A 24777-nucleotide genomic window follows, 5' to 3' on the forward strand; every position below is an offset into this window, starting at 1 on the left:
GCAGATAGCGCAAGTGCTTTTGCTTAAAGAGTACATTCCTACATGCGCAACAATCTGCTTCGAGCGTACCGGACTGCTGAAATATTGTGCGGTTGTCTTTACCTCAACTCTCACGCGGTGTGATCGACCGCGGCTGCTCACAGAGAAGACGCTTTGTGTCTCTTTCACCCTGAGTAGGTAGTAACAATATGACAGAATTTACGCCCCCACCACTACCGGCTCGAGCACCGTCCGCAGGGCCGCCTCGAGCTTGTCGAGACCCTCCGAAAGCTCCGCGTCCGTCATGCGAATGGGCGGCAGAAGCCGGATGACGTTGCCGTAGGTGCCGGTCGTCAGGAGCAGCAGGCCGTCGTTGCGAGCGTGCTCCAAAACCGCTTGAGCTGCCTCGGGGAAGGGGGTCTTCTGGTCGTCTTTGACGAACTCGATGCCGACCATTGCGCCAAGGCCGCGCACGTCGCCGATGGCGCTGAGTTCAGCCTGCAGGGTGCGAAGCCGCGCCATCGCCCTCTCGCCGATCTCCCGGGCGCGCTCCAAGAGCCCCTCTTCCTCGATGACCTCCAAGGTCGCCAAGGCCGCCGCGCAGCTCACCGGGTTGCCGCCGAAGGTGCTGCCAATCTGCCCTGGCGAGAGCTGGTCCATCACCTCGGCTTTGCCGATCACAGCCGAGAGCGGAAAGCCCGACGAGAGCGCCTTGGCCGAGGTGATGAGGTCGGGCTCGAGCCCGTAGTGGTCGACCGCCCACCAGGCGCCCGTGCGGCCGATACCCGCTTGCACCTCGTCGTCGATCCAGAGCGCGCCGATCTCGCGGGCGTACGCGGCAACACCTTTTAAGAACGCGCCAGGGGCGGGGATAAAGCCCCCCTCACCGGCGACGGGCTCGAGGATAAAGGCGGCGACTTCGCTCTCGCCGACAGTGGTTTTGACCTGATCTTTGAGCGCGGCTAGAGCCCGCTCGGCGAGCTCCTCCTCGTTTCGAGCGCCCCAGGGGTTGCGGTAGAGGTAGGGGTACTGGGCGCGGTAGATCTCGGCGGCGCGGGGGGCGAACCCCATCTTGTAGGGGTTCCATTTGGCGGTCAGCGAGAGCGCCATGTGGGTGCGGCCGTGAAAGGCGTGGGTAAAGGCGACGATGGCGGGGCGCTTGGTCGCGGCGCGCGCGATCTTGATCGCGTTCTCGACCGCTTCGGCGCCCGAGTTGACCAGAAAGGTCCGCTTCGGCGCGCTTCCCGGAGCGAGCGCGTTGAGCTTTTCGGCGAGACGGACGTAGGTCTCGTTCATGCCGACGGCGAAGCAGAGGTGTTGAAAGGTCTCGGCTTGTTTCTTGACGGCCTCGATGACCTTGGGGTGGGAGTGGCCGACGTTCATCACGGCGATGCCGACCGTCCAGTCGAGGTACTTGTGGCCGTCTTCGTCCCACACGTAAGCGCCCTCGGCGCGGGCGGGGTAGATAGGGTGGGTGGAGTACGCCGCGCGCGGTACGGCGTGCCGGCGGCGCTCGGCTAGGCTTTGGTTGCTCATCGAAACCTCCAAGGCTGAGATGCTTTTGATATGTAAAAACCGGTGGCTTTTTTGTTCGTATTTTTAGGTGATGCAGCCTTTAGGCTTAACTTTGCTTACTCATCATAGCACGTTCACCTGCCGCTGTGAACCCCGCAGGCGAGACGTCCTCAAGGCGCGCGCGGGGTATAGACTAACGCATGGACCTGCGCGCCCTCATCTTCGACATGGACGGGACCCTTATCCACACCGACGACCTCCACTTCGACGCCTACGCGCGCGTCTTGGCCGACGAGGGGGTCGTTTTAGAACGCGAGTTCTACAACACGCAGATGAGCGGTCGCCCCAACCTCGACATCCTCCGCGACCTCTTTCCCGAGCACACCGACGAGCGGCGCCGCGAGCTGATGCACCGCAAGGAGGCGGCCTTCCGGGCCTCGTCGGGGGTGTGGGAGACGCTCCCTGGGCTTTCCGATGTGTTGGCGTGGGCGGAGCGGCAGGGGCTCGCCCGTGGCCTTGTGACCAGCGCGCCGCGCGAAAACGTGGCGTTTTTGCTCCAAGCGGTGGGGCTCGAGGGGGCGTTTAGACCGCTCGTCTACGCCGACGAGTTGCCGCGTGGCAAACCCGACCCCCTACCCTACCTCACGGTGCTGGACGAACTGGGCCTCTACCCGGAACAGGCGCTCGTCTTCGAGGACTCGCTCGCCGGGGTCGCGTCGGCGGTCGGGGCGGGGATCTCGACGGTGGGGGTCGCCACGACGCAAGACGAGGGGGCGCTCGCGGCCGCCGGGGCGACCTTGGTCATCCGCGACTTTAGCGAAGCGGCGCTCTGGGAGGTGCTGCGGGCCGCCGAGCGCGGCTAAAGCTCGGGAAGTTGCGCCACAAAAGGCGGCCGACACTGTATGACGCCGGGGTCGTCGACCAGCTAACCTGCTCGAAGTAGCGGCTTGCTTTAAAACCGAGCGTGAGTGCGCACCGCATACGCTTATACGCTTTTGCTTCGACGACTGAGCGAAGAGCGCGTGAAAACGATTTGGTAGCTATGGCCAAGCAGACGTTTCGTCTCGCTTCAGGGATGAAGGCAAAGCTGTATCGGCGCCTTTGGACTGTGCGTGTCAAACCCGTTTTGCGATTTGCGGGTCGAGCCAGCTACCCAAGGACGCTGCCCCAACCGTCGGGGCAGCGTCTAGCCAAGGGGTGTCTTAACGGTAGTCGGCGTGAGCGCGTCTAGCGGGACGCGCGGGCTACTGCGCCGCGCAGTCGTTGGGGGGGGTCTGACCTACCGTGAGCGCGCGCATCCACGCCAACGTGGCCTCCATCGCGACCCAACGGGTGTCGTGCAGCACACCCTCGTAGATGGGGTAGTGGACGGTGGCGCCGGTTGCGCAGAGCTCGTCGACGTAGCGGTTTTGGCTGCTGAGGCGCACCACGGTGTCGTTTTCGCCCTGGGTGAGCTTGACCGGTACCCCGTGCCCGGCAAGACCCGGCTTGTTCTCCTCTAGGGCCGCGTGAAAGGCGGGAAACGCCTCCGCGAGCCCCTCGCCGTAGAGCGCCGCGATAAAGTCGGGTTGAAAGAGGGCTTCGGGTTCGCGGGGGAAGTTGCGCTGAATGCCGTCGACGCAGTTTTCGGTCACTTCGGCGAAGAGGTTCTCAGCGTAGTAAGGGACCAGGATCTCGGCGGGGTCGATCTCGGGGTAGAGGCGACTCATGACAAAGACGATGTAGGGCGCGGCGACCTGCCAGTCGCGCAGCAGCGCCTCTAGGTCGGCCGAGGAGCCGTAGCCGATAACGCCGGCGAGTTCAACGTCGGGCGCGTACTCGGCCCACAGGTCTGCGCCCGCCAGCGAAGCGTGCCCCCCCCTCGAGTACCCACCGAAGAAGACGGGGCCCTCCGGCGCCTCGGGGCGCCTTTCGGCGAGAAACTGCTCGAGCGCGCGGGCGCCGTCTAACATCACGTGCGCCTCGTCGCGCGAACTCATGTAGGGTTGAATGCGCTCGGGGTCGCCGAGCCCCAGGTAGTCGGGTAGCAGCGTCGGGACGCCGAGCGCGGCCATCGCCGAGCCGTAGGTCAGGTAGTTGGAGATAACGACCCCATCGGTCAGCTCGCGCGAGGGGGCGCAGCGGTCGACCAGACCCGTCGTGCCGGGGCCGAAAATGTAGCGCATCGGCTCGAGCACCTCGGCGGGTAAAAAGAGCTGTGCGGTGATGATGACGTCGTCGCCGTTGCGGTCGACGCTCGTGTACTCGACCAAAAAGGCCTCGACGTCGACCTGCGCCTCTGGGAGGGCCGTACCGTTGGCGGCCGCCTGCGCCGACGTGGCGATGTCCGAGGCGGCGAAGGTGCTGATCAGCTCGGCGGAGACGAGGTTGCCGGTCTGTGCCCAGCCAAGGGCGCTCGCGGCGAGCGTGGCACTTAGGCAGAGGGGTCGAAGGGTTCGCAGCGGAAGGGTTGGCAACATAGTGAGGCTCGCTTTCGGTGAGATAGCATCCCCCTAGAGCCTACCGCCCTTTGATGTGAAAACACTGCCCTGCACCGCACAGAAACTTCGGAGCGGGCGGGGTTAGAGGGGCTAGGAGGGTGCGCCGCTTAGCGGCTACAAGCCGCAGGGCGGAACCGCTAAAACTGTAGGGTGCGCCCAAGTGCGCTAGCGCCTCCGACCTCTACGGTAGGTGTGCTCATGCTGAACTCCAAGGAGGTGTTTGCGATGCTTAGGCGACTCTTGTCTGTGGGTTTGAGCCTCTTTTTCGTAGGGCTGTACGCGTTCGGGGCGGGTGCGGGCGGTCAGGTGATCAACGAGACCGTCGGGTTGACGATGTTCCCAGGCGCCAGCGAGGTCGAGATCGCCGAGGACGGGCTTGACACCACGGTCCGCTTTAGCGCTGAGGCTTCGCTCGAGGAGGTGTACGCCTTTTTTCACGACGAGCTCACCGCGCTGGGGTGGGAGCGCACCGATCTGGAGACCAGCGACGACGAAATTGAGGCGACCTATCGGCGCGAGGGGCGCGAGCTGGAGTTCGAGCTCGAGCGGGACAACGGCCGCTACGTGCTCGAGCTCGACGTCGACCGCGACAACCCCGCGGTCGGCCGCGAGGACGCTGGCAGCGGCAGCGCCCGCGATGATCACGACGACGATCATGACGACGACTAGCGCAGCCCGCTAAACCCCCTTGGGCGCCCGCGTGGCGCCTTTTTTGCTGGGCTTTCGGGCACTATGCTAGCCTCATGACGGGTTCTGCAAACGGTGCACCCCCTGTCGCGGTCTCCTGGGAGGCCGGCCTCGAAGAGGCCGCGCGAGGGCTGGCGGCGCGGCTCGGTCTACCGCTGGCACTCCCGGGCCATGAGGTCGCCCCCTTGCACCTGCACCTCGGTGCGGCGCGGCTCGAGCTGCGCGAAACCGGCTTAGAGGCCGCCGGGCCGGTCTACGCGGACTTCACTGCGGGCCGCGCCGATTACCGCCGGCGTTTCGGCGGGGGCAGCTCGCAGCTCATCGCCCGCGCGGTGGGGCTTCGGGGCGCGGTTAAACCGCACGTCGTGGACGCCACGGCGGGGCTCGGCCAGGACGCCTTCGTGCTCGCCTCGCTGGGCGCCACGGTGACGCTCATCGAGCGCTCGGGGGTCGTCGGGGCGCTGTTGGACGACGCCTTGACCCGCGCGCGCGCGCACCCCGTCGTCGGGGAGATCGCCGCGCGGATGCACCTGGTTCTCGGGGACGCGAGGGAGGTCTTGGAGGGGCTTAAGGGCACGGAAGCGCGCCCCGACGTCGTCTATCTCGACCCCATGTACCCACACCGCCGCATGCGCGCGCTGCCGAAAAAGGAGATGCGCGTCTTTCGGCGTCTGGTTGGCGATGACGCGGACGCGGAGGCGCTGCTCCAGGCCGCGCTAGGGTGCGCCCGCTCCCGCGTCGTCGTCAAGCGTCCGCGGGGGGCGCCCGCGCTCGGCGCACGGCCGAGCGGACACCTAGAGAGCAAAAACACCCGCTTCGACCTCTACGTCCTACCTGGCGCCCCGAGCGACGTGTGAGCTTGGCCGAGCGGCGCAGGGCGTCTAGCAGCGTGTTCTGCAGCCGCTTAACATGAGAGCGGGCGCCGCTGCTGTAAGATTTCTGTCAGCTTGCCCAGGTAAGCTCTTCCGTAGCGGGCGCTCCACGATTTATGCTGCCCAGCGACTCCGGAGCGCCTCGCCGAAAGCACCTCCTCGTGGGGGTGCTTTTTGCTTGCGGCTCGGCGGGTGTCGCCGTGACGCGTGTCCATGACCCGTAGGTGTCCCGTAGGTGTGAGGTGCGCGCGACGAGGCGCAGTCGTCGCTAACCCTCGGCAAAGCGCTCGAGCGGGGTCGGCGCCAGCCGCTGTCGCGCTCTTTCGTGACCCCGGCTGCGGGTGAGGTCGAGGTTTTAGGGCGCCGCAACGCTGGCTGCGCCTGTGGTAGCGTAGCGCTCATGGAAGCGCCCTACGCGCAGACAGAACCCTCCCGCGACGCCTACGACGCCGTGGTGGTCGGCTCGGGACCCAACGGCCTCGCCGCCGCGATCACGCTCGCGCGCGCGGGGCTCTCGGTAGTGCTCCTCGAGGCCAAAGACGCCCCTGGCGGCGGTCTGCGCTCGGCCGAGCTGACCCTGCCGGGTTTTACCCACGACCTCTGCTCGGCGATCCACCCCTTCGGGCGCGCCTCCCCCTTTTTTCGCTCGCTCCCCCTCGAAGCCTACGGCCTTAGCTGGGTGGAGCCGCCGCTGCCGCTCGCGCACCCCTTGGGCGGCGGGGACGCGGTGGTGCTCGAGCGCTCGCTAGAGGCGACGAGCGACGCGCTCGGCCGCGACGGGGCCGCCTACCGTTGGCTGATGGCGCCCCCCGCGCGCCACTGGGAGGCTTTAGCGGACGACATCCTCGGCCCGCTATTGCGCGTGCCGCGCCACCCCGTAGCGCTGGCGCGCTTCGGCGTGCGCGCGGGCCCGAGCGCCTCCTGGACGGCGCGGGCGCTCTTTCGGGAGGAGCGCGCGCGCGCCCTTTTCGCCGGCCTCGCTGCCCACACCATCTTGCCGCTGGAGCGGCTCACCACCTCGGCGATCGCGGTGGTTCTGGGCGCCCTCGGGCACGCGGTGGGCTGGCCCTTTCCGCGGGGGGGCGCGCAGAGCCTCGCCGACGCGCTCGTCCGCTTTTTCACCGCGCTCGGGGGTGAGGTGGTCGTCAACGCCCCCGTGCACCGCGTTGACGCCCTGCCGAGAGCGAAGGCGGTCTTTTTCGACCTCACGCCGCGTCAGCTCGTCGCCATCCTGGGCGAGCGCCTCCCCGCGCGCTACCGCCGCCGTCTGCTGCGCTACCGCTACGGGGCGGGGGCGTTCAAGGTGGACTACGCGCTGAGTGGCCCCGTACCGTGGCTTGCCGAGGCGTGTTCGCGCGCCGGTACGGTGCACTTGGGCGGCACCCTGGCGGAGATCGCGCACGCCGAGCGCGAGGTGGCGCGCGCGCGGCACCCGGCGCGCCCCTACGTGTTGGTCGCGCAGCAGAGCCTCTTCGACCCCACGCGCGCGCCCGCGGGGCAGCACACCCTCTGGGCCTACTGCCACGTGCCGCACGGCTCGGCGCAGGACATGACGCGCGCCATCGAGGCGCAGCTCGAGCGTTTCGCCCCGGGCTTCGGGGCGCGCGTCATTGCGAAAAGCGTCCGCACCCCGGCTGAGCTCGAGCGTTACAACCCCAACTACCTAGGGGGCGACATCAGCGGCGGGGTCAACGACCTTCTGCAGCTCCTCGCGCGCCCCGTGCTGCACCCCAACCCCTACCGGACGCCCGCCACGGGGGTCTACCTCTGCTCGGCGTCGACGCCGCCGGGGGGTGGGGTGCACGGGATGGCGGGGTTTAACGCCGCGCGGCGGGCGCTCGCCGAGGTGTGGGGCGTAGGGGCTTCAGCCGGTGAGCCGTAAGCCCCGCGGGTAAAAGTTCTTCACCGTCCCCTTGACCCGTCGCCCCCAGCCGAGCGCGAAACCCAGGGTGGTCACGAGCAGCCAGCCGTCCTCGCCGGAGCTCTCGACGACCTCGCCGCGCCGGTAGCTCCCAAGTCGGGGGTCTTCGGGGGCGAGCTCGAGCTGACGCGCCGCCGCGACCGCCTCCGGGGGGAGCGCGAGGGCGAGGCTGTGCGAGGGTTCGAAGCGCCCCTTTTTAGGGGTGCCGAGCCAGAGGCCGCTGCGCAGGACGCGCAACCCGCGCCCCTCGGGGGCCGCCTCCGGCAGGGCGACGAGGCGCTCGCCCTGGAGCTCGAGCGCGCGGTCGGCGAAGGGGGGCGCGGCGCGGAACGTGTCGCGGCAGAACGCCTCCCATGCGTCGCGGACGGGGCGCGGGAGGGCAGGGGGGCGGCGGGGGGCGCGCGCGCCCGAGGGGGGCGTGCCCTCCGGCGCGCGGTGGAGCCGCGCGACGAAGTGTCCCTCGCCGGGCGCGCGGTGCGGCCAGAAGCGCGCGGCATGCGCCAAACTCGCGTCCGCTTCATCGGCGGCCCAGTCGGGGCGGCCCGGCGCGGCGCCCGGCAACGTCAGCGGTGCGAGCGTAAACTCGGGGTGCGCGCGCAAAAACGCCGCCACGGCCCCCTCGTTCTCTTCGGGGGCGAAGGTGCAGGTGCTGTAGACGAGCACCCCCCCCGGTTTGACGAGCGCCGCCGCCTCGCCGAGGAGCGCGCGCTGCCTGAGCGCGCAGCGCGCGACGGTCGCTGTGCTCCACATGGCGAGCGCGTCGTCGGATTTGCGGAACATCCCCTCACCTGAACAGGGGGCGTCGAGGAGGACGTAGTCGAACAGCCCGCCCCAACGCGCCGCTAAGCGCTCGACCGGTTCGCTGACGAGGAGCGCGTTCGGAACGCCGCAGCGCTCGAGGTTTTCGCCGAGCGCGCGCACGCGCCCGGGAACGACCTCGTTGGCGACCAAAAGTCCCGAACCCCGAAGGAGCGCCCCGAGGTGCGTCGCCTTGCCGCCGGGGGCCGCCGCGAGGTCGAGCACCCACGCCCCCGGCTCGGGGGCGACGGCCTCGGCGACCGCCATCGCCGAGGGTTCTTGCAGGTAGTAGACGCCCGCGGCGTGCAGCGGGTGCAGGCCGGGGCGGGGGGCGCCCTCTGGGACGCGCAGCCGGTAGCCGCTGCGGCACCAGGGGAGACGCTCGAGCGGCCAGGGCGAGAGCGCCTCGAAACGCTCCGGCGCGCTCTTTAAGGTGTTGACCCGCAGACCGACGTGCGGCGGCCCCTGCAGCGCCCCAAAGAGCGCCTCGGCTTCGCCCCCCAAAAGCGCCTGCATGCGGGTTCGGAACTCGAGGGGGAGGCTCACGTCTGATGGTAACAGGGTGGCGGTGTCGGGGCAAACAGCGTAGCGCCACGTACGCTGCGTAGTTCGCTCGGGGCTTCGGGTCACCCGTGTGCGTTCTTTTGGGGCCGAAGACGACCGATGGTCCGGTGTCCAGCGAGTGCATACGGCTGGGTAGTCCGCAGGCTGCAAACCCCCGCCGAAACGGTCTTGACGCGTTGACACAGGTTGAAACGGGGACGTCAACAGGACCCAGAGCGGTTTGCCTCTGTTGAGGCTAGCGGCGTTGTGGTAGCAGCGCACTCAACGCCCGTTGCGTAAACACCATCCCGCCGTGAGTTCTACCGCGTCCGAAGACGCGCAAGGTTCTAACGCCTTGAGCGCCCTAGTGCACGGTAGAGTGGGTTTATGAAGCTGCTTCACACCGCCGATTGGCACGCCGGACGGGTGCTGCACGGTCAGAGCCGCACGCCGGAGGTGCGGGAGGTGCTGCGCGAGATCGCCGAGCTCGCCCGCTCTGAAGCGGTCGACCTGGTGCTCGTCGCGGGCGACCTCTACGACACCAAACACCCCACCCCCGACGCCGAGGCGGCCGTCTACGAGTTTTTCGGGACCCTGGCGCAAGCGGGGATCCCCAGCGTGGTGATCGCAGGCAACCACGATTCGCCGGTGCGCCTCGACGCGGCGGGTGGGCTCTTGGGGCTCGCTGGGGTGCGGGTCTTGGGCAACGCGCGCGTCGCCCAGCAGGGCGGGGTGTTCGAGCTCTACGCGGGTGGCGAGCGCGCCCGCATCGCCGCGCTGCCCTTCGTGTCGGAGCGGCGTATCGTCAAGGTCACCGAGCTTTTGGAGGAGGACCCCGGCAGGTGGCGCGAGCGCTACCGGCAGGGGATGCGCAAACTGATTCAAAACCTCACGGCCGAGTTCCGCACGGACGCGGTCAACCTGCTGCTGCTGCACGGCACCATGCGCGGGGCGACCCTCGCCAACTCCGAATACCAGTTTCACTGCACCGACGACTACACCTTAGACGCCGACGTCTTCCCCGAGGCGTGCAACTACGTCGCGCTGGGGCATATCCATAAACCCCAAGGGGTTGAGGGGATGCCGGAGGAGGCCGCGCGCTACGCCGGCAGCCCCTTGCAGCTCGACTTCGGCGAGGTAGGGGACACGAAGTACGTCTACCTCGTGGAGGCCAGGGCGGGCGCGCCCACGCGGATCCTCAAAGCGCACCCGCTCGCTGCGGGGCGGCGCCTCAAGGCGGTGCACTGCAAGCGCGACGAGCTCGACCGGCGCCTCGGTGAGCTCGAGTTCGACGGCTGGCTCAAGCTCTCGGTCGCCCTGGAGCGCCCCGAACCGGGCCTTAAAGACCGTTTAAAGCGCGACTACCCGAACCTCTTGGTGGTCGAGCAGCGCCTCCCCGAACGGGGGCTCGAGGGGGGTAACGGGATTGACCACACCCGCGTGGAGCTCGTCGAAGCCTTTGGGCAGTTCTACCGAGACACGCGTGGGGAGGCGCTGCCGGCGCCGCTAGCGGAGGCTTTCGGGGAGCTCTACCGCGCAACTGACCCGCTCGCCGACGAGCCGTCGCCCGCTGAGGGGGCGGCGTGAGGCCGCTCCGGCTCGAGCTGCAGGGCTTCGGGTGCTTCCGCGAGGTGACAGCGGTCAGCTTCGACGACCTCGAGCTCTTCGCCATCTCGGGGCCGACGGGGGCGGGGAAGTCGACGCTGCTCGACGCGATGACCTACGCCCTTTACGGGTCGACGGCGCGCCTCGGCAGACAACCCGGTACGACCCTCTTTAGCGCCGGCAAAGAGCAGCTCGCGGTGGCTTTTGAGTTTGCGCTCGGCGCGGAGCTCTACCGCGTGACGCGCGTCGCCGAGCGCAAGGGGGGGCGCAGCCCCAAGAGCGAGGTGCGCCTCGAAGCGTTCCAGGGCGGGGTGTGGCGGCAGCTCCCCGAGAGCGAAAAGATCGCCGAGGCCAACCGCAAGGTCGAGGCGCTCGTCGGTCTCGACTACGACTCGTTTACCCGCGCCGTGCTGCTGCCGCAGGGCGCTTTCGATCAGTTTCTGCGCGGCAGCGCCAAGGAGCGCATAAAGCTGCTCACGAGCCTTTTGGGGTTGGAGCGGGTCGAGCGGATGCAGCGCCTCGCCGGTGAACGGGCGCGGCTCGCCAAAGCGCGGATGCAGGGCCTGACGGAGCGGCTCGAGGGGGACTACGCGGGGGTGACGCCGGAGCGCCGCGGGGCGCTCCGGCGCGAGTTGGAGGCGGCTGAGGGGTCGCAGCGCGAGCTCACGGCGCAGCGCGCCGCGCTCGGCGAGCGCTTGCGCGACCTCGAGGCGCTAGCGGTGCTGGCCGAAAGGGCTCAGTGCGCCCGGGCGCGCCTCGAGGCGCTGCGGGCGCAGGCGGCGGAGATCGCGGCGGCGCGCCAGGCGCTCGAGCACGCCCGCGCCGCTCAGGCGCTCGAGCCGCCGCTGGAGGCCGAGGCGGCGCTGCGGGCGCGGCTCGAAGGGGTGCGGCGCGAGGCGGCGGCGTGCGCCGCTCGCGCCGAGCGCGCCGAAGCCGAGCTCGAGCGCGCGCAGGCGGCGCTGCAGGAGGCGGCCGCCGCCCACGCGCGCGTACCCGAACTCAGCGCGCAGCTCGAGGGGCTCGCCGAGGTGCGCCCCCTGATGGCGCAGCTTAGGGCGCGCGGCGGCGACTTGGCGCTCGCTCAAGAGACGCTGCCAGCGAGCCAAGCGGCCGACTGGGACACCGCCTGGGACGCCCTAGGGCGCCTCGAAGCGGCCCTGCCGGGGCTGAAGCGCGCCCAAGAGGACGCCCAGGAGGCGGCGGCCGCCGCCGAGCGCGCCGAGCGCGCCGTGACCGAGACCGAGGCGACCATCGCGCGCACCAAAGAGCAGCTGCGCGTTACCTGCGAGGAGGGCAAGGCGGCGGGGGCGCACAAGGAGCGGTGCAAAGAGGCGCTCGAGGCGGCGCGGGCGCAGGACCAGGCGGCGGCGCTGCGCCCGCACCTGCACGTCGGGGAGCCGTGTCCGGTCTGCGACCAGGTCGTGCGTGACCTCCCGCCGCCCCGTCCGAGCCAGGTCGCGGCGCTGCAGCGCGCCTTTGACGACGCCGAAGCGCGCCTCCAAGCGCTGCGCGAACGCTACCAGGCGGAGAAAGGGCGCTTGGGGATGCTTCGCCAAACCCTCGACGACCGCCGCGAGGCCCTCGAGCGCGCTCAGGCGCTCCGAACGCGCCAGACGGCGCGCTTGGCCGAAGCTGAAGCCGTCTTTCGCGAGCTCGGTACGACCGACCCCGAGGCGTTGGCGCGCCTTTTACGGGCTCGCCGACGCGAGCTGTTGGTGCGCCTCGCGCAGCGGATCTGCGAGCGGACCGGTGGCCGCGACCCGGAGGTCGCTTACCGCGCCCTGAGCCGCGAACGGGGGGCGCTCGAGGCGGCCCTGCGAACGGCCCAGAGCGCTCTGGCGGAGGCGAGAGCGGCGCGCGAGCGCGAGCGCGCCGCAGCGAGCGCCGCGGCGTCGCGGCTGCGCGACCAGGAGGCCGAGGCCCTCGCGGCTGCGCAGCGCCTCTCGGAGGCGCTCGCGCAGAGCCCCTTTAAAGACGCCGCGGCGGTGCGGCAGGCGGCGCTAGCCGCAGATCGCCAAGCGGCGCTCGCCACCCGTCTGGAGCGTTACGCGCGCGACCTCGAGGCGGCCGAGCGGGAGAGCGCTAAGTTCAGCGCGGAGCTCGCGGGGCGCACCTTCGACGCTGAGGCGCTCAGCGCCGTGCGGCGCGAGCTATCGGAGACCGAAGCGGCCCTCGAGGCCGCGCAGCGGCGCGTCGGTGAGCTCTCGGGCGAGCTCGGGCGCCTCGAAAGGCAGCTGGAGCGGGCAAAGGCGCTGCGCCAGGAGCTCGCGCAGGCGCGCGACGAGGCGAGCCTCTACACCGAGCTCGACCGCGACCTGCACACCCAGCGCTTCCCCTCGTACCTGCTCGACCGGGTGCAGCGCGAGTTGGCGCTGCGCGCCTCGGACATCTTGCGGCGCGTGACCGACGGGCGCTTCGATCTGCGCTTCGAAGGGGGTGAGTATAGCGTGCTAGACGCCTGGAGCGGTGAGCTGCGAAGCGCCAAAACCCTCTCTGGGGGCGAATCGTTTATCACCTCGCTGGCGCTGGCCTTGGCGCTCTCCGACACCCTGGCGGGCAGCACCGCGCTGGGCGCTCTGTTTCTCGACGAGGGCTTCGGCACCTTAGACGCCGAGACCCTGGACGCGGTCGCGGGGGTGCTCGAGTCGCTGACCGTCACCGGCCGCATGGTCGGCGTGATCACGCACGTCCAGGAGCTCACCGAACGTCTCCCCGCGCGGCTCATCGTGCGCAAGACGCCGGCGGGGTCGGTAGCGGCGTGGGAGGTCTGACGGGTCACGCGCGCACTCTCTTGCGTACCGGAGCGCGTCGCTAGTGGCGCGCCCGAGTCGGTAGTGCGAGCCGAGCGCGCTGCCAGCTCGGCGGCACCTGCTCCCGCCCTGGGCCTAGCGCCGCAGGGTGAAGGTGACGTCTTGCATCGTGCGGAGCCAGCTGCGTAGCGACACCAAGTCGCCGTTGTTGCGCACCATGATGTCGTCGCCGGCGGCGCTCACGAAGCCGCTCAAGGTGACGACCTGCGCTTCACCACCCGAGATGTCCGCGGCGCCACCCGTGCTGATGAGCAGCACGACGCTCGCGAGCGGCTCGAGCTCCGCCTCGAGCTGCAACCGGTAGTCTTCGATCACGGCCGTGTCGAGGACCTTGGTCAGGTTGGGTAGGGCGAGCTGGACCTGGGTCCCCTCACCCAAAAGGCTCAGGTCGCCGAGCGCGTGGCACATCGCGAGGTGCAGCACGAGGCCGATGAACGCCGATGTCACCGGTCACTCCGCGAACGCAACGGCCACACGGGCGTCTGTGCGTCGCCACGACGGGGCGCGGGTGGACGAAACGGGCGTATGGGTATCAAGGTACCCACACAATAGAACCTCGCCCTTGCGCGATGCTGAAGGGAAGATGAGAATGCCCCGTGCTTTTGTAAAGCGCGCGGGGTGCGGTGAGGGGGGGCGCTTGGAGGGCGCGACGCGAAGATGCTAGGCTACGGGCGTGCGCTTGGCCCTAGCTGTAGCCTTTCGTATGCGCTCTGCTGCTCGAGCGGCGGCGCGCCTAGCTGTCCTGACGCTCCTCGCCCTGGCGCTGTTCGGCTCTGGAAACGCTGCGGCGATCTCCTACACGGTCCAGGTCGCAGCGCTCTCCGACGAGGCGGCGGCGCGCGGCCTGTTGCAGACCCTGACCGAGGCGGGTTACCCCGCCTACTTGGTCAGCGTTCCCGGGGAGGCGCAGACCGTGTTCCGCCTGCGGGTGGGGGCCTTTACCGACCGCGACGCCGCGCAAGCCTTTGCGACCGCGATGCGCGGCGTCGGCGGGACGGTGCCGGTGCCGGCGCTCGCCGAGGGCATCCCACGGGACCTCATCCCGCTCGAGCCGCGCCTCGTCGCGCGCTACCCCTTTGACCCCGCGTTCGACCGCTTCGCGGTGGTGCCCTGGGGCGAGGGGGGGGCGGCGCTGCGCATGCAGGGGCGTTTCGAGGACGAACCCCTCGAGCCGACCTACCACGTGCTGACCCCCGAGCTCATCGGCGCGCCCTTTCGCGCGTGGCGCGCGGCCCCCTCGCGAGCGGGCGGCGGGCGGCCCGGGGTCGTCGAACGGGTGACCAACCTGTGGCTTTTCGACCCCGACGCGCCCTATGCGGGAGACGGCGCTTTAGACGCCTACGGCGAGGCGCAGCTGCGCGAGGCCGCCGAAGCGCTCGGTCTGACCCCGGACCAGGTGCGCTCGTACCTCTTTTATGAACCGGGGCGTGGCGCGCCCTTTCTGGTAGTCGCCGAGCGCTACCGGCCAGCCGAGGGCGCCGGTGGGCGCTACCCTGCCCTCGGCAACCCGCGCGACGCAGCCATGCCCGCGTCCGGCCCCGAGCTTACCTGGTTCGGTCGCGCCGCGCCCGAGGGGTTTCCAGCGAGCGTCCCCGAAGCGCTCTTCGAGCTCTCCTCGGTCGTCACCGAGATGGGGCCGTCCCGCGACGACGCCGCCACGGAGGCCGTCTCGGGGGCGTCGTGGCGCGCACGCCGCGACGGTGCCTACACCCGCCTCGAGGTCGGGGGGCGCTCGTGGCGCGCGCTCGTCGGGGTGCCCTTGTGGGCGAGCGGCGACGCTCTGCTTGTGCTCGAGGGTGAGGACGTCGTGATCTACGACCTCGAGCACGAGCCGGAAGGCGCGTCGGGGACGTAGCACCAAGAAGCGGGGCCCTCTCGCTTCACGCCCTTCGCGCGCCCCGTAGCGGGTGCCGGTCCACCACGCGAGCGCTGCCCCGAGCGTTACCGTCTGGAGCGCCTGTTGGACGTGACCCCATCGATGAGACGGGGCATGAACGTCACAGGACCTAGGAGACCGCCTCGGGGTGCAAGATGTCGGCTTCGGAGCGCGAGACGTGCGCGTGCGCTTCGCGCTCCGCGAGGTAGCGCTCAGCCGCCATCGCCGCGCGCGTCCCCGCCCCGACGCTCGTACCGAGCTGACGGTAGATCTCATCGGCGACGTCGCCGGCGGCAAACAGCCCCTCGACGTTGGTGTAGATCTCGTCGCGGACGTCGATGTAGCCGCTTTCGCGAAGCTTGACGAGGCCCTCGAGGTAGGCGGTGTTGGGGACGTGACCGATGTAGACGAACACCCCGTCGGCGGCGAGCACGCTGCGCTCACCCGTTTTGAGGTTGTGCAGCCGCACCCCCTCGACCTGTTCGCCGCCCAGGATCTCCTCGACGACGCTATTCCACACCCAGTGCATCTTGGGGTTGGCAAAAGCGCGCCGCTGCGCCTCTTTGTTGGCGCGCAGTTCGTCGCGGCGGTGAACGACGCTCACGCGCTCGGCGAACTTGGTGAGAAACATCCCCTCTTCGACCGCCGCGTCGCCCCCACCGACGACGACGACGTGTTTGCCGCGGTAGAAAAAGCCGTCGCAGGTCGCGCAGGTCGAGACGCCGCGCCCGTAAAAGGTGTCCTCGCCGGGGACGCCCAGACGGCGCGGGTTGGCGCCGGTGGCGATGATGACCGCTCGGGCGTGGTACTGCGCGTCGTAACCGGTCACCAAAAACCCGCCGTCTTGCGGTTCGACCCGCTGCACCTCCTCCATGAGGATCTTCGCGCCGAACTTCTCGGCTTGGCGTACCATCCGCTGCGACAGCTCCGCGCCGCTAATCACCTCGTCGAAGCCGGGGTAGTTCTCGACCTCTTGGGTCTGCGCGATCTGCCCCCCCGGCAACCCCTTTTCGAGGATCAAGGTGCTGAGCTGGGCGCGCCCCGCGTAGATGCCCGCCGTAAGCCCGGCGGGGCCACCCCCGACGATGATGACGTCCGCTCGCGTGATCTGGGTCGGTTGCGCGTCTCGTTGTCCGTCCGTCACGGTCTCCTCCTACGTTCAGGCTAGCACGCCCCCTCACGGGTTCCGGTCAAACCCCGTACACAGCAACCACGGCGCAGCTTCTACCCAGCGCGGGTGAACGTTCGGCTCCGGCTTTACCGAGAGGAGCGCGCGTACGCAGCCGCCCGCGGTGGACACGGCGGTGCGTTTGCAAACGGTACGCTTGCATGGAGGCTTGGGGCGTCTCGCGAGCGCACAAGGGTGTCTTCGCGCAGCGGGTGGAGGCTAGCGCTCAGCAGCGATGTGGCAGCGCACAGGGCGCGCGGCGCTTTGTGGCTCGAGGTGCCGACGAGGTAGCGCTTAAGCATGGCTCAGGAACCTGGATTCGAACCAGGACTAACGCATCCAGAGTGCGTCGTGCTACCGTTACACCATTCCTGAATGTCGTGCGGGCCGCCGCGGCAGCCTACCGGGGCCCAACTAGCGCCAAGTATACCGCAACCCGCCAAGGGCGTGTTGGCGGCCGCTACGCGTCGGTGTCGGAACCGAGCGTCGCGCCGAACGGCGAGCGGTCGAACTGCTGGTGACGAAACATCTCGAAGATGGCGTCAAAGGCGGCCCTGGTGTGCGCCTCGCGCCCCCAGCGGCGCAGCAGCGCGCTCTGGGCGAGCACGGCGGAGCGGTGAAGGGCGCGGTAGAGGGGACCCCGAAAGCGCTGCGAGAGCCGGTAGCCGCCCCGGTACCCTTCGATGAGAAAGCGCGGGTCGCGCGGCGTCGAGGCTCCGCCGAGGTGGACGACCTCGGTGGCGACGAGGCGGCACGTCCACCCCGCGCGCCACAGCCGAAAGCACCACTCCATGTCCTCGTTGTAAAAGCGCAAGGAGGCGTCCATCCCGCCGACGTGCGCAACCGCCCGCCACTTCAGGACTTGCAGACACCCCGAGAGCCAGGGTACGGGGAGGCTCGCGGGCTCGCCGCGCTGCGCGGCGAGCCGCCGGTAGAGAAGGGTGTACGTCGGCCCTTGGTGCTGGCGCCGGCCGTCGGCGGTGCGCGCGACGGGGCCGGTCATGGCGACCTCGGTGGGCTCGAGCGCCGCGAGCAGGGCCGGAAAGGTCTCCGGCGTGACCCACACGTCGGCGTTCATGTGCGCGACGAAGGGGGTGCGGACGAGGCGCAACCCGCAGTTGACCGCGTGGGCGAGGCTGTGGTTGGGGACGCCCAAAAGTTCCGCCCCCAAAAGCCGTTCGCGGAGCGCCGGCCGCTCGCTCGGGGGGCCGCTGTCGACCACGATGACGCGCGCCCCCACCGCGTAGCGCGCCAGGCGCGTCAGGCATTCGCCGAGCAGCTGCGGCGTGCGGTGGTGGATGACCAGGATGGTGAGCGCTTCGAATGTCGGGGCGGTCAGTTTGGCTCCTCGTCGGTCTACCTCTAGCTCCGGGTGGGTCATGGGGCCCGCGGCGAAGCCCATGGTGACGCGGGGCTGAGCATAGCACGGCGCTTTGGTGACGCGCCGCGCGAGGGGGCGACGTGCTCCCCTACACATGCCGGCGGGTACACAGGCGCCTAATGAAGCCCTTTCGTATACTGAAAGGGTGAGCGACCCAACCAGCGACCCGACCGCTGCGCCCTTATCCGTTGCGCCGCTCTCCGCGCCGACTGCTGAGCGCTCGGCCCCCGCTACGCGGATCGGGGTCGCGTTGGGGGGTGGGAGCGCTAGGGGCTACGCCCACATCGGCGCGCTCGCCGCGCTCGAGCGCCACGGCCTCGTCCCCGACCTCGTCGTCGGCACGAGTTTCGGCGCCATTATTGGCGCGCTCTACGCGGCGGGCCTAAGCCCCGCACAGATCGCCGAAACGGCGACGAGCGTGCGCTTGCGCGACCTCTGGCGGGTGCTCGACTTCGGTCTGCACCGCGCGGCGCTCTTTCACGGCGACCGGCTCGAGGCCTACCTCGACGCGCTTTTGGAGGGGCGTCACTTTAGCGACCTCACGCGCGACTTCGCCGTGATCGCGACCGACCTCACGAGCGGGGAGCGCGTTACGCTGCAGTCGGGCCCCTTGGCGCGCGCCCTGCGCGCGAGCGCCTCGATGCCGGGGGTTTTCGCGCCGGTTCCGTGGGAGGACAGAAGGCTCGTCGACGGCGGTTTGGGGTCGCCGATGCCGCTAAGCACCCTCGAGGGTTATGACGTCGACCTCGCGATCGGTATCGGGGTCGGGCTCGAGGGGACCGAGTCGGGGGCGATCCGCCTCGCGCAGCGCTGCCTCAAAGCGCCGTGGGGGCAGCGGGTCTACCTGTCGCTGCGCGACCGGCCTGGAGATCACCCGCTGCGGCAGCTCGGGCGCTCGTTCGCGCACACCTTGACCGCGTGGCAGAGCGCTCAGGCGCTCTCCGAAGAGGACCTCTACGTCCACGCCAAACCGCCCATTCACTGGCTCAACTTTCACCGCGCGCAAGACGCCATCCTCGCCGGCGAGGCGGCGTTGGAGCGCTTTATCCCGCGCATCCAGGGGGCGCTCGAGGCGCTCGCTTCGGATCGCGAACCCGTGGGTTTGTAGCGCCTGGCCGGTATGGTCCGTAGCGCTGTCCGTCGGCGACCTGCTCACGTCAGGGGTGTCGGGAGAGGGGTGTGAGGCGCGTCGTCGCGCCCGCACCTTTGGAGGTCGTTGGAGGTCGGTACCGGTGGTCCGCCTCGCGTGCTGCTGCCTCCAACCGCCAGGGGGCCCGCAGCACGTGACCCGTGGTCGTGTGGCGGTCATGGGGGCGCTTTCAAGGGGGCTCCGTGGGTAGCGGCCAGAGCCCCGGGCGCCGCCGCGGCGAGCGTCGCGAGGTAGACGCGCGCGGCGCCGGCGGCAAAGAGGGCGAGCGCGCATTCGGTGGCGGTTGCGCCGCTCGTGCTCACGTCGTCGACAAGGAGGATCCGCTCCCCCGCGAGCGGGGCGCAGCGGAAGGCGCCGGCGACGTTGTCTGGCCGCGCGGGGGCCGCGAGGCGGGCCTGCTGACGCGTTCTGCGCGTGCGCCGCAGCACGGGGCGGTAGGGGAGGCGGAGGTGCCGCGCCGCGACCTCGGCGACCAAGGCCGACTGGTTGTAACCGCGCGTGAGCCGCCGCAGCGGGTGCAAAGGGACGGCGCACACGGCGTCGAGGGGCCAAGCGGCGCGCGCGACCTCGAGCGCGAGGCGCGCGCCGAGGGGTTCGCAGAGGCGCCGCGCGCCCCCGAACTTAAGGGCTCTTACGGTGCGCGCCAGAGCCCCCTCATAGGGGCCGAGGCTGAGGGCAAAGGCCTCTACGCGCGGGGAGAACAGCGTGGCCTCGCAGCCCGCGCAGAGACCCGAAGCGCGCCCGGGGGCGCTGCGGCAGGCGGGGCAACGCAGAAGGGCGAACACCCCGCAGTGTAGGGTGTCGGGGCGCGCGGCGTGGTGGCGTTTTTGGTATGGCGTTCGGTGTAGCCGTGACGGGTGCTGCGTCGCGCATGGCGTTACGTGCGGCGGCTCGCCGCTTGGCTGAGCAGCTCGAGGATGTGCGCCGCGGCCTCCTGGCCGGGGAGCGCTGCGAGCGCCTCGCGGAGCAGCGCCAAACCGCGCGCGGCGCGCGCTTCGGCGACCCCTTGCGCGTAAGCGAGCGAGCCGCAACGCTTGAGCTGTTCGAGCACCGCGAGCATCTCCGCGCCCTTGGCGCTGCGCGGGCGGGCGAGCGCGCGCCGCGCAGCGTCGGCCTCGGCGGGGGGGGCGTGCGCAAAAAAGTGGGCGAGCACGAGCGTCCGCTTCGCCTCGAAAAGGTCGCCGGCAAACTCTTTGCCGTAGGCAACGTCGGCCATGAGGTTGAGCACGTCGTCGCGGATCTGAAAGGCGACGCCCAGATCCTCGCCGGCTCGCCGCAGGCGCGGGTCCGGTTCGGCGCCGGCGCAGAGCGCGCCGAGCTCGAGCGGCCCCACGACCGTGTAGTAGGCCGTTTTAAGGGTGACCATCTCCAGGTACGCCGCTTCGGAGATCTCGAAGCGGCCCTCGGCGACCCACGTCAGGTCGAGGTGTTGCCCCTCGGCGGTGCGCGAGATCATCCACTCAAACGCCTCCAAAAGGCGTGGCAGGGTCTCGGGGGCGGCGCGCGCGTCGCCTCTTAGCTCGCGCAGGAGGGTGCGCCACATGTAGATGTGCAGCGCGTCCCCGACGTTGAGCGCCACCGGCACCCCGGCGGTGCGGTGGAGCGCTGGGCGTCCGCGCCGGTCTTCGGAGTCGTCCTCGATGTCGTCGTGGATCAACACCCAGTTCTGAAAGAGTTCAAGAGCCGCCGCGACGTTGAGGCCCCGCTCCCACGGCGCGCCGTGAGCGGCGGTGCTAAGGAGCAGCAGGGTGCCGCGCAGGCGTTTGCCGCCGCGCGCGGGGTAGTCGCGTAAAAGCGCGTAGAACGCGCTTACGTCGGGGTGCGGGTGCGTCTGGGGCAGCTCACGGAAGATGGCCTCGTCGAGCGCCCTTTGAAGCTCGCTTAGCTCGAGCATGGGGGGGCAAAAAGAGAGGGCGGCGTCACGGGTTCGAGTATAGCCCGCGCCGCCGAGGGGGGCAGGAGGGTGTGCGGGTGGGCTAGTCACGCCCACAGCTACCGGATCCTACCGGACTAAGGTGTCGCTCCCAGAGGGCCGCACGGAAGCCAATGTAGCAACCCCCGGCGCCGCTTTGGTCATGGCTTACGTTTAGGTTTTTGCTTACGTGTAGGTGTTTGCTTACGTGCGTTCTGGGGGCTGCGGCACCGGTGACCTGAGGCGCCCGTTGCAGAGGCTGCGGTAGAGTGGGCCGCGTGAACGTTCGTGGGTCGATACGGATGCCCAGGGGGCCGCGCGCGGGGGCGGCGCACCGCGCACAACCGCCGGGCCGAGCCGGCGCGCCGCGCTACTCCGCCGGGTTCTTCGTCGGCCGTGAAAGGCAGGGGTGATGGGGGCAGGGCACGGTGGCGAGCCGACCAAGCGGGTCGTCAGCGTCTCGCTGTCGGCGGCGAGCCGCGACGTCGAAGGCACCCTCGAGCTGCTCGGCGAGACGGTGGCGCTGAGGCGCGTCGGTACCGACGGCGACCGCGCGCGCGCGGCCGCGCTCATCCGCGAGCTCGACGGCACCGTCGACGCCATCGGTCTGGGGGGGATCAACCTCTACGTCTACGTCGGCAGCACCCGCTTCCGGCTCCGCGACGCCGCGCGCCTAGCGGCGCTCGCCCTGCGGACACCCGTCGTCGACGGCTCGGGGCTCAAAAGGAGCCTAGAGGGCCGCGTCGTCGCCGCGTTGGACGCGCGCGAGCGCCTCGCCGGCCGGCGCGTGCTGATGGTCTCGGCGGTCGACCGCCACGGCATGGCGCAGGCGTTTCGGGCGGCGGGGGCCGAGGTGCGCTACGGCGACCTGGCGTTTTTGGTGGGGGTGCCCTACGTGCTGCGGAGCGCGTGGACGCTCCAGGCGCTCGGTTACGCGCTCGCGCCGATCGCCAAAGAGCTGCCCATCGAGCTGCTCTACCCGACCGGCGCGGCGCAAGAGCGCGAGCAGCGGGGTTGGGTCGCTGCGCGCCTAGGCGCCGCGTACGCTTGGGCGGAGGTTATCGCGGGGGACTGGCACCTGATCCGGCGCTACTTGCCGGAGCGTCTGACGGGCAAGGTGATCGTCACCAACACCACCACGGCGGCGAATGTGGCGCTCCTTAGGGAGCGCGAAGCGCGGCTTCTGGTCACCACGACGCCGCGCCTCGGCGATAGGAGCCTTGCGACGAACCTGCTCGAGGCCGCTTTCGTGGCCGTGTCGGGGGGGGAGGCGCTCACGCAAGCGGCGCTAGACGACCTCGTCGCCCGTGCGGGGTTGTGCGGGACGTTTACCGAGCTGCAACCCTGAAGCCGTGTTCTACGGGCGAGGCTGCCGCTTTCAAGGGACGAGCGCGCGGGTGTTAGACTGCTTGCGTGTCTGGTGCAGAGCACCTTAGGAGACTCGGGGGCAAAGCACCTTGGGGGCGGCCGCGGTGCGCGCGCGTGCACCCGCGGCGCCCTCACTTCTGCGGAGGCTAGCGATGATCAGCGTAACGGAACTGCGAAACGGCACCAAGGTCGAGATGGACGGCGGCCTGTGGGAGTGCCTCGACTACCAACACCTCAAAATGGGCCGCGGCGGCGCCAAGGTCGTGACGAAGTTTCGCAACCTCGAGAGCGGCGCCATCGTCGAGCGCACCTTTAACGCCTCGGAAAAGCTGCAAGACATCTTTATCGACTACCGCAAGATGCAGTTTCTCTACTCCGACGGCGACACCTACACCTTTATGGACACCGAGACCTACGAGCAGCCGACCCTGACGGCCGAGCAGATCGGTTCGTCGGCAAAGTTCCTCAAGGAGTCCATGGAGGTCACCGTCGACTACTACGGCGACAAACCGCTCAAAGTCACCCTGCCCAACGTCGTCGAGCTCACCATCACCCAGACCGACCCGGGGGTCAAAGGCGACACCGTCTCGGGAGGGTCGAAACCGGCCGTGCTCGAGACCGGCGCGACGGTCGCCGTACCGCTCTTTATCGACCAGGGTGAAACGGTGCGCATCGACACCCGCACGGGCGAGTATCTGGGGCGGGCGTGATCGCCCCCAAAGCGCGGCTACAGGGGGGCGACGAAGGGGTGAGGCATGGACGTTAAGGACCTCAAACGGCTGCTCGAGTCAGTCCGCGAGTCGGACATCAGCGAGCTGGTGCTCGAAACCGGCGACTACAAGCTGAGCGTCAAACGCGGCGGCGAGCTCGCCTACGCCCCCCCCGCGCCCGCGCCCGCCGCCGCCGCGCCCCCCCCGGCGACGCCAGCCGCCCCCCCCGCTACCCCCCCGACCGAGGCCCCGCCGGCCGCTGCGGAGGCGGCTGCAGGCAACCTCGTCGAGGTCACCGCCCCGATTGTCGGCACCTTTTACGCCGCCCCCAGCCCCGACGCGCCCCCCTTCGTCAAGGTCGGCGACCGCGTCGAAGCCGGTGCGGTGTTGTGCATCATCGAGGCGATGAAGCTGATGAACGAGATCGAGGCGGAGGTCGGGGGCACCGTGCGCGAGATTCTGGTGCGCAACGAAGAACCGGTCGAGTACGGGCAGGTGCTCTTCCGGCTCGAGCCGAGTTAGCGCGCGGGGGCGACGTAGCGATGGTAAAAGCTGCTCACTCTCCAAGAAAGTCGGTAGTCAGCCGTCAGAAGTCAGCGTGGACCTCGCCTACTGACTTCTGGCTCCTGACTACTGGATACTGATGTTTAAAAAAATCCTCATCGCCAACCGCGGCGAGATCGCTCTGCGCGTGCTGCGCGCCGCCCGCGAGCTCGGGATCAAGACCGTCCAGGTCTACTCGACCGCCGACGAAAACTCGCTCCCCGTGCTTCTAGCCGACGAGTCGATCTGCATCGGCCCCCCTGCCTCGGCGGGGTCGTACCTCAACGTGCGCAACCTCCTCTCGGCGGCGCTCGTCACGGGCGCCGAGGCGATCCACCCCGGGTACGGTTTCCTCAGCGAAAACGCCGAGTTCGCGCAGAAGTGCGAGGAGCACGGCATCACCTTTATCGGGCCGCGCCCTGAAAACATCCGCGCGATCGGCGACAAAGCGAGCGCGCGGCGGGTCGCGCAGGAGAGCGACGTGCCGGTGGTGCCGGGTTCGGGGGCGCTCGCCTCACTAGACGAAGCCAAGGCGTTCGCCGCCAAGATCGGCTACCCCGTGATCCTTAAAGCCTCGGCCGGGGGGGGCGGGCGCGGGATGCGCATCGTGCGGAGCGAAGAGGAGCTCGCGCGCAACCTCGCCAACGCCCAGGAGGAGGCGCGGGCGGCTTTCGGCAACGGCGAGATGTACATGGAGAAGTTTTTGGAGGAGCCGCGCCACGTCGAGATCCAGGTGTTCGGCGACGGCGAGGGGCACGTGATGCACTTTTTCGACCGCGACTGCTCGATCCAGCGCCGCTACCAGAAGGTTCTGGAGGAGGCCCCGAGCACGCTTGACACGGCGCTCAGGCTCGAGATCGCCGAGGCGGCGGTGCGGCTCGCGCGCCACATCAACTACCGCGGGGCGGGCACCTGCGAATTCCTCGTCGACCGCGACGGTTCGTTCTACTTCTCCGAGATGAATACCCGCATCCAGGTCGAGCACCCCGTGACCGAGATGGTCACCCGTTTCGACCTCGTGCGCGAGCAGTTTCGCGTCGCCGCGGGGGAGGGGTTGTCGCTCGCGCAGGAGGACGTGACGGTCTCGGGCCACGCCATCGAGGTGCGCGTCAACGCCGAGGACCCCGACCGCGACTTTCGCCCCTCGGCCGGGACCTTGACCGACGTGCACTGGCCGGGGGGGCCCGGCATCCGGGTCGACTCGCACGTCTATGCGGGGTACCGCATCCCGCCGCACTACGACTCGCTGGTCGCGAAGATCATCGCGTGGGCGCCCACGCGCGACGAGGCGATCGCCCGGATGCGGCGGGCGCTGCAAGAGACCGTGTTAGAGGGCATCAAGACCACCATCCCCTTTCACCTGCGCGTGTTGGACAACGCGTTTTACCAGCGTGGGGCCGTCTACACCACCTTCATCGCCAAACGGATGCAGGGATAGGGCTCAATGGATAGGGCTACA

20 protein-coding genes and 1 tRNA gene are annotated in these 24777 nt (G+C 69.6%); 12 read left to right on the forward strand and 9 right to left on the reverse strand.

What is annotated here, in order from left to right; genetic code table 11:
* Positions 1–198: 198 nt before the first annotated feature.
* On the reverse strand, positions 199–1515 hold the full coding sequence (gene gabT / locus TRAD_RS05460) for a 4-aminobutyrate--2-oxoglutarate transaminase (protein WP_013177595.1): 1317 nt from the start codon (positions 1513–1515) through the stop codon (positions 199–201).
* Positions 1516–1694: 179 nt separating this feature from the next.
* Between gabT and TRAD_RS05465 the strand changes: the two genes are divergently transcribed.
* Positions 1695–2357 (forward strand): HAD family hydrolase, encoded by a 663-nt coding sequence (locus TRAD_RS05465; RefSeq protein ID WP_013177596.1) that lies wholly within the window; start codon positions 1695–1697, stop codon positions 2355–2357.
* A 381-nt stretch (positions 2358–2738) separates the two neighbouring features.
* On the opposite strand, the gene TRAD_RS05470 is transcribed toward TRAD_RS05465, so the two are convergent.
* The gene (locus TRAD_RS05470; protein ID WP_013177597.1) at positions 2739–3953 is read right to left on the reverse strand and encodes a lipase family protein; all 1215 of its coding nucleotides are present in this window, start codon (positions 3951–3953) and stop codon (positions 2739–2741) included.
* Between the two features lie 219 nt (positions 3954–4172).
* Between TRAD_RS05470 and TRAD_RS05475 the strand changes: the two genes are divergently transcribed.
* The 3 genes from TRAD_RS05475 to TRAD_RS05485 all read left to right on the forward strand — a co-directional run bounded on the left by TRAD_RS05475 (position 4173) and on the right by TRAD_RS05485 (position 7415).
* A complete protein-coding gene (locus TRAD_RS05475; protein ID WP_013177598.1) occupies positions 4173–4643 on the forward strand; it encodes a hypothetical protein in 471 nt (156 codons plus the stop codon).
* 74 nt (positions 4644–4717) lie between these two features.
* Positions 4718–5518 (forward strand): class I SAM-dependent methyltransferase, encoded by an 801-nt coding sequence (locus tag TRAD_RS05480; RefSeq protein WP_013177599.1) that lies wholly within the window; start codon positions 4718–4720, stop codon positions 5516–5518.
* Between the two features lie 415 nt (positions 5519–5933).
* Positions 5934–7415 (forward strand): phytoene desaturase family protein, encoded by a 1482-nt coding sequence (locus TRAD_RS05485; RefSeq protein WP_013177600.1) that lies wholly within the window; start codon positions 5934–5936, stop codon positions 7413–7415.
* On the opposite strand, the gene TRAD_RS05490 is transcribed toward TRAD_RS05485, so the two are convergent.
* A complete protein-coding gene (locus TRAD_RS05490) occupies positions 7398–8798 on the reverse strand; it encodes an RsmB/NOP family class I SAM-dependent RNA methyltransferase (protein ID WP_013177601.1) in 1401 nt (466 codons plus the stop codon). The two genes, TRAD_RS05485 and TRAD_RS05490, sit on opposite strands and share 18 nt — an antisense overlap.
* 384 nt (positions 8799–9182) lie before the next feature.
* Between TRAD_RS05490 and TRAD_RS05495 the strand changes: the two genes are divergently transcribed.
* Complete coding sequence (locus TRAD_RS05495; protein WP_013177602.1) at positions 9183–10382, forward strand: metallophosphoesterase family protein; 1200 nt, start codon at positions 9183–9185, stop codon at positions 10380–10382.
* Positions 10379–13171: an AAA family ATPase gene (locus TRAD_RS05500; RefSeq protein ID WP_013177603.1), complete on the forward strand. Its 2793-nt coding sequence runs from the start codon at positions 10379–10381 to the stop codon at positions 13169–13171. Before TRAD_RS05495 ends, TRAD_RS05500 begins: the two co-directional genes overlap by 4 nt.
* 114 nt (positions 13172–13285) lie before the next feature.
* Here the strand turns inward: TRAD_RS05500 and TRAD_RS05505 are convergent, their stop codons facing one another.
* Positions 13286–13657, reverse strand: a complete 372-nt coding sequence (locus TRAD_RS05505; RefSeq protein ID WP_013177604.1) for a hypothetical protein — start codon at positions 13655–13657, stop codon at positions 13286–13288.
* A gap of 256 nt (positions 13658–13913) precedes the next feature.
* Here TRAD_RS05505 and TRAD_RS05510 point away from each other — a divergent pair, with 256 nt between their 5' ends.
* On the forward strand, positions 13914–15065 hold the full coding sequence (locus tag TRAD_RS05510; protein WP_148221192.1) for an SPOR domain-containing protein: 1152 nt from the start codon (positions 13914–13916) through the stop codon (positions 15063–15065).
* A gap of 151 nt (positions 15066–15216) precedes the next feature.
* On the opposite strand, the gene trxB is transcribed toward TRAD_RS05510, so the two are convergent.
* From trxB to TRAD_RS05525, 3 genes are all read right to left on the reverse strand, one after another.
* The gene (gene trxB / locus TRAD_RS05515) at positions 15217–16230 is read right to left on the reverse strand and encodes a thioredoxin-disulfide reductase (RefSeq protein WP_013177606.1); all 1014 of its coding nucleotides are present in this window, start codon (positions 16228–16230) and stop codon (positions 15217–15219) included.
* 325 nt (positions 16231–16555) lie between these two features.
* Positions 16556–16629, reverse strand: a tRNA-Gln gene (locus tag TRAD_RS05520).
* A gap of 85 nt (positions 16630–16714) precedes the next feature.
* A complete protein-coding gene (locus TRAD_RS05525) occupies positions 16715–17635 on the reverse strand; it encodes a glycosyltransferase family 2 protein (RefSeq protein ID WP_185095203.1) in 921 nt (306 codons plus the stop codon).
* Positions 17636–17780: 145 nt separating this feature from the next.
* Between TRAD_RS05525 and TRAD_RS15125 the strand changes: the two genes are divergently transcribed.
* On the forward strand, positions 17781–18743 hold the full coding sequence (locus TRAD_RS15125) for a patatin-like phospholipase family protein (protein WP_049772980.1): 963 nt from the start codon (positions 17781–17783) through the stop codon (positions 18741–18743).
* Positions 18744–18940: 197 nt separating this feature from the next.
* Here the strand turns inward: TRAD_RS15125 and TRAD_RS05535 are convergent, their stop codons facing one another.
* Both TRAD_RS05535 and TRAD_RS05540 read right to left on the reverse strand, forming a co-directional pair.
* Positions 18941–19570, reverse strand: coding sequence for a ComF family protein (locus TRAD_RS05535; protein ID WP_013177609.1), 630 nt, complete (start codon positions 19568–19570; stop codon positions 18941–18943).
* 92 nt (positions 19571–19662) lie between these two features.
* Positions 19663–20679, reverse strand: a complete 1017-nt coding sequence (locus TRAD_RS05540) for a polyprenyl synthetase family protein (protein ID WP_013177610.1) — start codon at positions 20677–20679, stop codon at positions 19663–19665.
* A 430-nt stretch (positions 20680–21109) separates the two neighbouring features.
* Between TRAD_RS05540 and TRAD_RS05545 the strand changes: the two genes are divergently transcribed.
* From TRAD_RS05545 to accC, 4 genes are all read left to right on the forward strand, one after another.
* A complete protein-coding gene (locus tag TRAD_RS05545; RefSeq protein ID WP_013177611.1) occupies positions 21110–22045 on the forward strand; it encodes a hypothetical protein in 936 nt (311 codons plus the stop codon).
* 172 nt (positions 22046–22217) lie between these two features.
* Complete coding sequence (gene efp / locus TRAD_RS05550; protein ID WP_013177612.1) at positions 22218–22775, forward strand: elongation factor P; 558 nt, start codon at positions 22218–22220, stop codon at positions 22773–22775.
* A 45-nt stretch (positions 22776–22820) separates the two neighbouring features.
* Positions 22821–23297, forward strand: a complete 477-nt coding sequence (gene accB / locus TRAD_RS05555; RefSeq protein WP_013177613.1) for an acetyl-CoA carboxylase biotin carboxyl carrier protein — start codon at positions 22821–22823, stop codon at positions 23295–23297.
* Between the two features lie 121 nt (positions 23298–23418).
* Positions 23419–24756 (forward strand): acetyl-CoA carboxylase biotin carboxylase subunit, encoded by a 1338-nt coding sequence (accC, locus tag TRAD_RS05560; protein ID WP_013177614.1) that lies wholly within the window; start codon positions 23419–23421, stop codon positions 24754–24756.
* Positions 24757–24777: the final 21 nt, after the last annotated feature.

The sequence above is a fragment of the Truepera radiovictrix DSM 17093 genome (assembly GCF_000092425.1).
Taxonomy (GTDB): domain Bacteria; phylum Deinococcota; class Deinococci; order Deinococcales; family Trueperaceae; genus Truepera; species Truepera radiovictrix.